This is a genomic window from Streptomyces sp. JJ36 (assembly GCF_021696945.1).
GTDB lineage: Bacteria > Actinomycetota > Actinomycetes > Streptomycetales > Streptomycetaceae > Streptomyces.
The window spans coordinates 21,832-31,909 of the sequence record NZ_JACYHE010000072.1; the positions used below are offsets into that span (position 1 = coordinate 21,832).

General features: G+C 76.6%; 12 protein-coding genes. 9 read left to right on the forward strand and 3 right to left on the reverse strand.

Annotation, left to right across the window (positions count from 1 at the left end):
• Positions 1 to 308: 308 nt before the first annotated feature.
• The 3 genes from HOY81_RS22075 to HOY81_RS22085 are packed head-to-tail and all read right to left on the reverse strand — an operon-like array spanning position 309 to position 2,613.
• Positions 309 to 1,046 (reverse strand): type 1 glutamine amidotransferase, encoded by a 738-nt coding sequence (locus tag HOY81_RS22075; protein WP_237322242.1) that lies wholly within the window; start codon positions 1,044 to 1,046, stop codon positions 309 to 311.
• Positions 1,043 to 1,690: a TIGR03085 family metal-binding protein gene (locus HOY81_RS22080; RefSeq protein WP_237322243.1), complete on the reverse strand. Its 648-nt coding sequence runs from the start codon at positions 1,688 to 1,690 to the stop codon at positions 1,043 to 1,045. Before HOY81_RS22080 ends, HOY81_RS22075 begins: the two co-directional genes overlap by 4 nt.
• Before the next feature lie 38 nt (positions 1,691 to 1,728).
• Positions 1,729 to 2,613 (reverse strand): hypothetical protein, encoded by an 885-nt coding sequence (locus HOY81_RS22085; RefSeq protein WP_237322244.1) that lies wholly within the window; start codon positions 2,611 to 2,613, stop codon positions 1,729 to 1,731.
• A gap of 174 nt (positions 2,614 to 2,787) precedes the next feature.
• Here HOY81_RS22085 and hisI point away from each other — a divergent pair, with 174 nt between their 5' ends.
• The 9 genes from hisI (at position 2,788) to trpA (ending at position 9,964) form a co-directional block, all read left to right on the forward strand.
• Positions 2,788 to 3,150 carry a phosphoribosyl-AMP cyclohydrolase gene (gene hisI, locus HOY81_RS22090; RefSeq protein ID WP_237322245.1) on the forward strand — a complete coding sequence of 121 codons (363 nt, stop codon included), beginning with the start codon at positions 2,788 to 2,790 and terminating at the stop codon, positions 3,148 to 3,150.
• Between the two features lie 70 nt (positions 3,151 to 3,220).
• Positions 3,221 to 4,756, forward strand: coding sequence for an anthranilate synthase component I (locus HOY81_RS22095; RefSeq protein ID WP_237322246.1), 1,536 nt, complete (start codon positions 3,221 to 3,223; stop codon positions 4,754 to 4,756).
• The gene (locus HOY81_RS22100; RefSeq protein WP_237322247.1) at positions 4,753 to 5,379 is read left to right on the forward strand and encodes a TIGR02234 family membrane protein; all 627 of its coding nucleotides are present in this window, start codon (positions 4,753 to 4,755) and stop codon (positions 5,377 to 5,379) included. Before HOY81_RS22095 ends, HOY81_RS22100 begins: the two co-directional genes overlap by 4 nt.
• An 83-nt stretch (positions 5,380 to 5,462) precedes the next feature.
• Entirely contained in the window at positions 5,463 to 5,681 is a 219-nt protein-coding gene (locus tag HOY81_RS22105) for an HGxxPAAW family protein (protein ID WP_237322255.1), read from the forward strand.
• Between the two features lie 150 nt (positions 5,682 to 5,831).
• Complete coding sequence (locus HOY81_RS22110) at positions 5,832 to 6,272, forward strand: DUF2752 domain-containing protein (protein ID WP_237322248.1); 441 nt, start codon at positions 5,832 to 5,834, stop codon at positions 6,270 to 6,272.
• 149 nt (positions 6,273 to 6,421) lie between these two features.
• A complete protein-coding gene (trpC, locus tag HOY81_RS22115; protein WP_237322249.1) occupies positions 6,422 to 7,231 on the forward strand; it encodes an indole-3-glycerol phosphate synthase TrpC in 810 nt (269 codons plus the stop codon).
• Complete coding sequence (gene trpM / locus HOY81_RS22120) at positions 7,228 to 7,440, forward strand: tryptophan biosynthesis modulator TrpM (protein WP_237322257.1); 213 nt, start codon at positions 7,228 to 7,230, stop codon at positions 7,438 to 7,440. The genes trpC and trpM overlap by 4 nt, the downstream gene beginning before the upstream one ends.
• Positions 7,441 to 7,820: 380 nt before the next feature.
• Positions 7,821 to 9,146 carry a tryptophan synthase subunit beta gene (gene trpB, locus HOY81_RS22125; protein ID WP_237322250.1) on the forward strand — a complete coding sequence of 442 codons (1,326 nt, stop codon included), beginning with the start codon at positions 7,821 to 7,823 and terminating at the stop codon, positions 9,144 to 9,146.
• Complete coding sequence (gene trpA, locus HOY81_RS22130; protein ID WP_237322251.1) at positions 9,143 to 9,964, forward strand: tryptophan synthase subunit alpha; 822 nt, start codon at positions 9,143 to 9,145, stop codon at positions 9,962 to 9,964. Before trpB ends, trpA begins: the two co-directional genes overlap by 4 nt.
• Positions 9,965 to 10,078 lie beyond the last annotated feature (114 nt).

Consider the following 10,078-nt stretch of genomic DNA (forward strand, 5'->3'; position numbering starts at 1 on the left):
GCACCCGGGCCGCCCACACGAGGGTTCCCGGCCACCGGCGTCGCGGGCGCGCCCCGGATGCCCGCGCGCCGGCCACCGGCGGGCCGGCCGCTCCGGGCGCCCGCAGGCGAGGAGCCGGCCGTGCGTACCGGGCACGCGGCGGGACGCCCGGTACGCCCCCACGGGATCCGGGCCGGCTCCCTGCCGCAGGAGCGGCGTGCCGGCCGGGCGGCACGCCGGTCTCCGCGGCGGGCAGCCGGCGACCGCCCCCGGCCGCCGCCGCGGGACGGCAGCGGGGCCACCGGGGCCCACGGGTGCCTCCGCGGCCGTCAGGCCGCGTGCACCACCGCCGCGAAGCGGCGCGCCACCGTGTCCCACACCGGGGCCGCGACGGGCGCCTCCCGCCGGGTGCGGTCCCGCACCTCCGCCGGGTCGAAGCCCAGCCGGCGCAGACGCTCCGCGGGCCAGCGCGCCACCTGAGCCTCGGTCGCCTCCGGGTGGAACTGCACACCCCAGGCCGACCCGCCGAGCCGGAAGGCCTGGTGCGGGCAGCCGGCGCTCTCGGCGAGCCAGACCGCGCCGGGCGGCAGCGCGGTGATGGCGTCCACATGGTTCTCGATCGCGGTGACCCGCTCCGGCAGGCCGTGGAAGAGCGGGTCCTCCGCCGCCTCCGCCCGGAGGGTCAGCCCGGTGCTGCCCACCTCCGGCGGCCCGTGCTCGCCCCGCACGGTGCCGCCCGCGACATGCGCCAGGAGCTGGCCGCCGAGGCAGATGCCGAACACCGGCGCCTGCCGGTCCAGCGCGTCCCGCACCAGTTCCCGGGTTCGCGGCAGCCAGGGCGCGCCCTCGTCCCCGTCCGGCAGATGGCCGCCGCCCAGCACCACCAGCGCCCGGTGGGCCCGGCCGGGCGGCGGTCCGTGCGGTGCGTCGTACGCGTGCCACACCTCCGGCGACAGACCCTCCTCGGCCAGGCGTGCGCCGAACCGGCCCGGTCCGCCGTCCGGCCCGTTCTGGACCACCAGCACCGGCGGCCCGGCTGTCGCTCCCGGAGTGACGCGGGGAGTCACGCGGTGCTGCCCCCGAGTCCCAGATCCGCCTGCTTCACCTTGGCGACGGCGTCCTCGTCGCCCTCCAGCTCCACGCGGGCGACGGCCTGCCGGCCGTACGCGAAGAGCACCAGCTCGCCCGGCTCACCCGTCACCGTGACCACCGGGGTGCCGCGCCGGGCGACCGCCGTCTGCCCGTCCGGCCGCCGCAGCACCAGGCCCGCCGGGGACCGGCGGCCGCACATCCGCGCCACCGTCTCCAGCCGGCGCCACAGCGCGTCGGAGAAGACCGGGTCCAGCTCGCGGGCGGTCCACTCCGGCTGGGCGCGCCGCACGTCCTCGCCGTGCACGTAGAACTCGATGGTGTTCGCCGCCTCGTCCACCTGCTTCAGCGCGAACGGCGACATCCGCGGCGGCCCGGAGCGCAGCAGCCGCAGCAGCTCGTCGTACGGCTTCTCGGTGAACTCGGCCTGCACCCGCTCCAGACGGGAGGCCAGCGGCCGCAGCACGATCCCGGCCGCCGCGTCGCCGCGGCGCTCGCGCACCACCAGGTGCGCGGCCAGATCCCGGGTCTTCCAGTCGTCGCAGAGCGTCGGGGCCTCCGGCCCGGCGCTCTCCAGCAGGTCGGCGAGGAGCAGACGTTCGCGCTTGGCATGGGTCGACATGCCGCCAGCGTACGCCCGCGCACGGGCCGTTCCGTGGATCATCCGGGCAGCGGTGCGGTGAGCTTCGGGCCGTCCAGCGCGTTGCTGAGGGTCAGGGAGCAGGAGACGGTGTCCTCGCCGCGTATCCGGTAGGTGTCCAGCGACGGGTAGATGGCGTAGAAGTAGTACCTGCGGCCGTTCTGCGGGATGGTGCCGAGCCGCTGCGCCGCATCCGCGCGGCACAGCTCCAGCACCTTCGCGCGGAGCTCCCGTTCGCTCGCGAAGGTCCCGGTCAGCGTGTCGTTGGCGATGACCTCGCCGTTGTGCGGCCCGTCGCAGGGCCGCTTCTCCACGGCGGACACCGAGCTGCTGAGCGCCGGGTGGTCGAAGCACTCGCCCGGGGCCAGCACCACGAACGGCACCAGCTCGCCCGGCCCGGTGCCGTCCTCACGGCCCGCGCCGTCGTCCGGAGCGCCGCCGTCCTCCGGAGCGCCGCTGTCCTCCGGAGCCGCGCCCGGCCCGTCCGCCGTGTCCTCGTCCCGCGGCGCGCCGCTCTCCCGCTCCTCACCGGTCCCTGGGCTGCTGCCCGGCCGGGCCCGCGCCCCCTCGTCGGCGTCGCCTCCGCCGCGCAGCAGCACCACCCCGCCGACGGCCACCGCGGCCAGCAGCACCACGCCCACCACCAGCGCGGCCACCTTGGCGCCGTTGCTGCCGCCGCCCGGCCCGTGCGGCGGCCCGCCGTACGGCGGCTGCCCGTATCCGCCCGGCCCGCCACCGCCGGGGACCCCGCCGCCCGGAACCCCGCCGGGCCCGCCCGGCGGCCCGAACCCCCGGCCGTGCCCCGGCGGCCCGGGCTGCCCGAAGCCCTGGGGCGGCCCGAAGCCGCCGGCGGGCGCGCCGGAGCCGTACGGACCCTGGGGACCCTGGGGAGGAGGGAAGCTCATGGCGCACCAGAATGCCGCATGCCCCGGCGCCCCGGCAGCCGTGGGGGCGGGCAAGCGTGCGCCCCGGCGGGCCCGTTGCGGCGTACGCCCCGAAGATCCCCTTCGCGACGGCCGGCCGCGTCCGTACTGCGGTCGCCCGGCGCCCGGAGCGCCGGGACGCGGCAGAATGGCAGCATGTCCAGCACCTCCTCCCTCGACCCCGCCGTCGCCGCTCTGCTCAGGCGGAACGCCGACGGCCTGGTCCCCGCCGTCGCCCAGCAGTACGACACCGGCGAAGTGCTGATGCTCGGCTGGATGGACGACGAGGCGCTGCACCGCACCCTCACCACCGGCCGCTGCACCTACTGGTCCCGCAGCCGCCGCGCGTACTGGACCAAGGGCGACACCTCCGGCCACGTGCAGCACGTGAAATCGGTGTCCCTGGACTGCGACGGCGATACCGTCCTCGTCAAGGTCGACCAGGTCGGCGCCGCCTGCCACACCGGCGACCGCACCTGCTTCGACGCCACCCCGCTCCCGCTCGGCGGAGCCCGGTGACGGCACCGGCACCGGTGACGGCACCGCCACCGCACCCCGACCGCCAGGTAAGGACTCAAGGCCACCCCTGATGACGACTCCGGACCTCGACACCTTCCGTACGCTGGCCAAGGACCGCCGGGTCATCCCGGTCACCCGGCGCCTGCTGGCCGACGGCGACACCCCCATCGGGCTCTACCGCAAGCTCGCCGCCGAGCGCCCCGGCACCTTCCTGCTGGAGTCCGCCGAGAACGGCCGCACCTGGTCCCGCTACTCCTTCGTCGGCGTGCGCAGCGCCGCCGCCCTCACCGTCCGGGACGGCCGGGCGCACTGGCTCGGCACCCCGCCCGTCGGGGTGCCGACCGGCGGCGATCCGCTGCGGGCGCTCCGGGAGACCGTCGAGGCCCTGCACACCCCACGCGACCTGCACGAGAACAGCGACCTGCCGCCCTTCACCGGCGGCATGGTCGGCTACCTCGGCTACGACGTCGTCCGCCGCCTGGAGAACATCGGCGACAGCACCCGCGACGACCTGCACCTGCCCGAGCTCACCATGCTGCTCGCCTCCGACCTCGCGGTGCTCGACCACCGCGACGGCACCGTGCTGCTGATCGCCAACGCCATCAACCACAACGACCTGGAGACCGGCGTCGACGAGGCCCACCAGGACGCGGTCCGGCGGCTGGACGGCATGGCCGCCGACCTCGCCCGGCCCGCGCCCGCCGGGGCCGCCCCGCTGCCGCCCTCCGAACTGCCGGAGCACGTCGCCCGCACCGGCGGCGCGGCCTACCAGGCGGCCGTCGAGGACATCAAGGAGCGCATCCGTGCCGGCGAGGCCTTCCAGGTCGTCCCCTCCCAGCGCTTCGAGGCGCCCTGCGCGGCCCGGGCGCTGGACGTCTACCGGGCGCTGCGGGCCACCAACCCCAGCCCGTACATGTACCTCTTCCGCTTCGACGGCCCGGACGGCGACGGCTCCGGCGGCTTCGACGTGGTGGGCTCCAGCCCCGAGGCCCTGGTGAAGGTCGAGGACGGCAGCGCGATGCTCCACCCCATCGCCGGGACCCGGCCCCGCGGCGGCACCCCCCAGGAGGACGCCGCGCTCGCCGAGGAACTGCTGGCCGACCCCAAGGAACGCGCCGAACACCTGATGCTCGTCGACCTCGGCCGCAACGACCTGGGACGGGTGTGCGAGCCCGGCAGCGTCGAGGTCGTCGACTTCATGTCCGTGGAGCGCTACAGCCACGTCATGCACATCGTCTCCACCGTCACCGGGCGGATCGCCCCGGACCGGACCGCCTTCGACGCGCTCACCGCCTGTTTCCCGGCCGGCACCCTCTCCGGCGCGCCCAAGCCCCGCGCGCTCCAGATCATCGAGGAGCTGGAGCCCACCCGCCGCGGCGTCTACGGCGGTTGCGTCGGCTACCTCGACTTCGCCGGGGACGCCGACACCGCCATCGCCATCCGCACCGCGGTGCTCCGGGACGGCACCGCCTACGTGCAGGCCGGGGCCGGGATCGTCGCCGACTCCGACCCGGCCGCCGAGGACACCGAGTGCCGGAACAAGGCCGCCGCCGTGCTGAGGGCGGTCCACACCGCCGAGCGGCTCGGCGGTAGCGTGGAGCGGTGACTTCCACGCCGGCCCCCCGCACCTCCCGCGCCGCCCGGCGCGCCCTCGCGCTCGCCCTGCTCTCCGGCGCGCTGGGTGCGGCGCTCGCACTGATCGCCGCCGGTCAGGTGTGGAGCGAGAGCACGGCGCCGTTCGCGCAGGGCAGGGTGCCCGTGTCCGCCGAGGGCGGCGACGTCACCGGGCTGCCCAGCGCGCTGGCACTGGTCGGTCTCGCCGCGCTGGTCGCGGTCTTCGCCGTGCGCCGCGCCACCCGGCTCGTCGTCGCCGGGCTGCTGGCGCTCTGCGGCGCCGGCACCCTCGCCGCGGCGCTCGCCGGGGCCCGGGACACCTCGGCGCTCCGGGACAAGGCCGCGCAGGCCAGTTCCCTCGCCGAGGGCAGCATCGGCGCGGTCGACGTCACCCCCTGGCCCTTCCTCTCCGCGGCCGGCGGCGCGCTGCTGCTGCTGGCCGGGCTGCTGGCGCTGCGCCACGGGCGCGCCTGGCCCTCCATGGCGGGCAGCGGACGGTACGAGCGCGGCGGCCGGCGGGAGCGCGGCGCCCCCGCACCCGTCGACCCCGACCGGCCCGAGGACCTGTGGAAGGCCCTGGACCGGGGCGAGGATCCCACCCGCGGCACCCCGTGACGAGCGGGGACGTGCCCTCGGGGACAATGGCTGCCGAGGGCGGCCCCGTACGCCCGGTCACGTCCAACCACGAGGAGCAGTCAATGGCGCGGCACTACCACCACGGAAACAGCCCGGCCGCATGGACGGGTGTCATCATCGCCTTCATCGGCTTCTGTGTGGGCTCCGCCTTCACGGTGATGGCCCAGCCGTGGGGCGTGGTGGCCGGTCTGGTGATCGTGGCCCTGGGCGGGGTGGTCGGCATGGCGATGCGCGCGGCCGGCATGGGGCAGCCGCGCGAGGAGGCCGAGCCGTCCTCCTGACCCGCCGCGGCGCGCCGGGCCCCGGCGCGCGCCCCGCTCGTGCACGCCCGCCGGCCCCGGTCCGGCGGGCGTGCGGCTGCCACACCGCCGCGGGGCCCGGACGGGCGTACCCCGGTGGCCGGCCGGGGGTGCGGGCGGCACCCTGACGGGGTGACCGCCCAGCTCCGGCCAGGCCCCCCGGCGACCCGCGGCTCCCGCGCCGTACGTCTGGGCGTGCCGCTCGCCGTACTGCCGCTGGTGGCCGCGCTCCTCCTCTGGGTCCGCGCGGCCGGCCCGCACCAGCCCGGACACCATCCCGGCTGCCCGCTGCTCCGGCTCACCGGGCTGTTCTGCCCCGGCTGCGGCGGCCTGCGCGCGCTGCACGCCCTCGCGCACGGGGACCCCCTCGCGGCGCTCGGCGCGAACGCCGCGGTCGTCGTCGGGGGCGCGGCGCTCGTCCTCGGCTGGCTGGTGTGGTGCGCCGCCGCCCTCCGCGGCCGTGCCCCGGAGCCGCCCGCCCCGCGCGCCGTCCACGGCTGGGCGGTGTGCGCCCTGGTCCTCGCCTTCACGGTTGTCCGGAACCTGCCGTTCGGCTCGGCCCTCGCCCCCTGACTCCGGGCCCCCTGAGGTGTGGGCTGCTCCGGTGATCTGTCCGGAATGTGGAACTACGTGCGACCGGATGCGGGTCCCCGGTCCGCCGCCGGATACCATCGCAGTGCCCGACCACACCATCTCCGTCAGCCACGAAGGGGGCCGCTCGCGTGAGTGTGCTCGATGAGATCATCGAAGGCGTCCGCGAAGACCTCGCCGAGCGGCAGGCGCGCGTCAGCCTCGACGAGCTCAAGCAGCGTGCCGCGGGCGCCCCGCCGGCCAAGGACGGCGTCGCCGCGCTCCAGGGCGAAGGCGTCCGGGTGATCTGCGAGGTCAAGCGCTCCAGCCCGTCCAAGGGCGCGCTGGCCGCCATCGCCGACCCGGCCGGCCTCGCCGCCGACTACGAGGCCGGCGGCGCCTCCGTGATCTCCGTCCTCACCGAGCAGCGCCGCTTCGGCGGCTCGCTGGCCGACCTGGAGGCCGTACGCGCCAAGGTCGACATCCCGGTGCTGCGCAAGGACTTCGTCGTCACCTCCTACCAGCTCTGGGAGGCCAGAGCCTACGGCGCGGACGTGGTGCTGCTGATCGTGGCCGCGCTGGAGCAGGAGGCGCTGGTCTCCCTCGTCGAGCGTGCCGAGTCCATCGGCCTGACGCCGCTGGTGGAGGTGCACGACGAGGAGGAGGCCGAGCGTGCGGTGGCCGCGGGAGCACGCCTCGTCGGGGTCAACGCGCGCGACCTGAGGACCCTGGAGGTCGACCGCGGCAACTTCGCGCGCATCGCGCCGGAACTCCCGGGGCACGTCGTCAAGGTCGCCGAGTCCGGAGTGCGCGGCCCGCACGACCTGATCGCCTACGCCAACGAGGGCGCGGACGCGGTCCTGGTCGGCGAGTCGCTGGTCACCGGCAAGGAGCCGCGGACCGCCGTGGCCGACCTGGTGGCGGCGGGGGCGCACCCCGCCCTGCGGCACGGACGGGGCTGAGCCCGGTGCCCCTGCGCGTCCCCGCCTCCGCTCCCGGGGCGCACGACCCGTACGCGCGCCTGCGGCGCGGCTGCCGTCCCCGCGGCTGCCGGGCGCCCGCGCGACGGGTACGGGGACGCCGGGTGCGCTACCACATCGGCTGCGAGCCCGGGCAGATCAACGGCCGCCGATGGCCCGGCGGCCCTCACCCCCTGCACCCCTCCGCCTGACCCCGCCGGGGCTTCGCCCCCGCACCCGGGTACCGGCTGCGCACGGGGCGTCGTGCCCCGGTCTGCGGCTTCCGCCGTGGCGGCGCCGGTTGCCGCCCGTCCGGCCGGTGGCGTGGCGTGTCCCGGCCCGGCGGTGTGGCCGGCCCGCAGGCCGGCTCGGGGCTCCGCCCCGGGGCCCGGCCGGTGTCCGCGTGCCGGGCCTCCGGCTCCGTGAGACCCCGGCGTTCCCGGCGGACCGGGCACCACACCGGTGCGGCGGTCGCCGCACCGGCCCGGACGGCGGCCGCGGCCCGCGCGCCGGGCCGCGGCGGGAGCGGCGACGCAGGGGGACACCGGCACGTACCGTGACCCCATAAGCACCCTTTCAAGGAGTATGTCGGATGTCCGACTTCTTCATCCCCGACCCGGAGGGCCGGGTCCCCACCCCCGAGGGCTACTTCGGGACCTTCGGGGGCAAGTTCATCCCCGAGGCGCTGGTCGCCGCCGTCGACGAGGTCGCCGCCGAGTACGAGAAGGCCAAGGCGGACCCCGCCTTCGCCGCCGAGCTCGAGAACCTCCTGGTCCACTACACCGGCCGCCCGAGCCCGCTCACCGAGGTCCCGCGGTTCGCGGCGCAGGCGGGCGGCGCCCGCGTCTTCCTCAAGCGCGAGGATCTGAACCACACCGGCTCCCACAAGATCAACAACGTCCTGGGACAGGCCCTGCTCACCCGGCGCATGGGCAAGACCCGGGTGATCGCGGAGACCGGGGCGGGCCAGCACGGCGTCGCCACCGCCACCGCCTGTGCGCTCTTCGGCCTGGAGTGCACCGTCTACATGGGCGAGATCGACACCCGCCGCCAGGCCCTGAACGTCGCCCGGATGCGCATGCTGGGCGCCGAGGTGGTGCCCGTCTCCTCGGGCAGCCGCACCCTGAAGGACGCCATCAACGAGGCGTTCCGGGACTGGGTCGCCAACGTCGACCGCACCCACTACCTCTTCGGCACCGTCGCTGGGCCGCACCCCTTCCCCGCACTGGTCCGCGACTTCCACCGGGTCATCGGCGTCGAGGCCCGCCGGCAGGTCCTGGAGCGCGCGGGCCGGCTCCCGGACGCGGCGGTCGCCTGTGTCGGCGGCGGGTCCAACGCCATCGGCCTGTTCCACGCCTTCCTCCCCGACGCCGGCGTGCGCCTGGTCGGCTGCGAGGCCGCCGGGCACGGGGTGACCTCCGGCGAGCACGCCGCCACCCTCACCGCGGGGGAGCCGGGCATCCTGCACGGCTCCCGCAGCTACGTCCTGCAGGACGAGGAGGGCCAGATCACCGAGCCCTACTCGATCTCGGCCGGGCTCGACTACCCGGGCATCGGCCCCGAGCACTCCTACCTCAAGGACAGCGGGCGCGGCGAGTACCGGCCCGTCACCGACGACGAGGCGATGCGGGCACTGCGGCTGCTCTCCGAGACGGAGGGCATCATCCCCGCCATCGAGAGCGCCCACGCCCTGGCCGGCGCCCTCGACCTGGGCCGCGAACTCGGCCCGGACGGAATGCTCCTGGTGAACCTCTCCGGGCGCGGCGACAAGGACATGGAGACCGCGGCCCGCTACTTCGGGCTCTACGACACCGACCCGGACGCGGGCGCGGACGGCCCGGAAGGGCAGCTCGGCACGGACGGGACCACCGGTACGCGCGGGGACGCGCACGGCGACACCGAGGGAGCGGACAGGTGAGCGGGAACATCGAACTGCTGAGCGCCACCCTGCGCCGGGCCCGGCAGGAGAACCGGGCCGCCCTGGTCGGTTACCTGCCCGCCGGCTTCCCCTCCGTCGAGGGCGGCATCCGCGCCTGCACCGCCCTGCTGGAGGGCGGCTGCGACATCGTCGAGGTCGGTCTGCCGCACAGTGACCCGGTGCTGGACGGCCCGGTCATCCAGACCGCCGACGACATCGCGCTGCGCGGCGGCGTCCGTATCGCCGACGTCATCCGTACGGTCGGGGAGGCGCACGCGGCGACCGGCGCCCCGGTGCTCTGCATGACCTACTGGAACCCGGTGGACCGCTACGGCGCCGAGCGGTTCGCCGCCGAGCTGGCCGCCGCCGGCGGCGCCGGCTGCATCCTGCCGGACCTGCCGGTCGAGGAGTCCGAGACCTGGCGGAAGGCGGCGGAGCAGCACGGGCTGGCCACCGTGTTCGTCGTCGCCCCCTCCAGCCGGGACGAGCGGCTGGCGCGGATCACCACGGTGGGGAGCGGCTTCGTCTACGCGGCCTCGCTGATGGGCGTCACCGGCACCCGGGAGAGCGTCGGGCAGGAGGCCCGGGAACTGGTGCGGCGCACCCGCGCCACCACCGAGCTGCCGGTCTGCGTCGGCCTCGGGGTGTCGAACGCCGCGCAGGCCGCCGAGGTGGCCGCCTTCGCGGACGGCGTCATCGTCGGGTCCGCCTTCGTCAAGCGGCTCCTGGCCGCGGAGGACGACCTGGAGGCCGGGCTGGCGGGCGTACGGGCGCTCGCCGGGGAGCTCGCCGAGGGCGTGCAGCGGCCCCGCGGTTGACGGGCCGACCGCCGTCCGGCCGGTCCCGGGCTCGCCTCCGGGGCGGGCGGCGGCCCAGGGCCGGAACCCGGCCCGGGCACGCGATCGCCGTGGGGCGGCCCGGTCAGGGGCCCC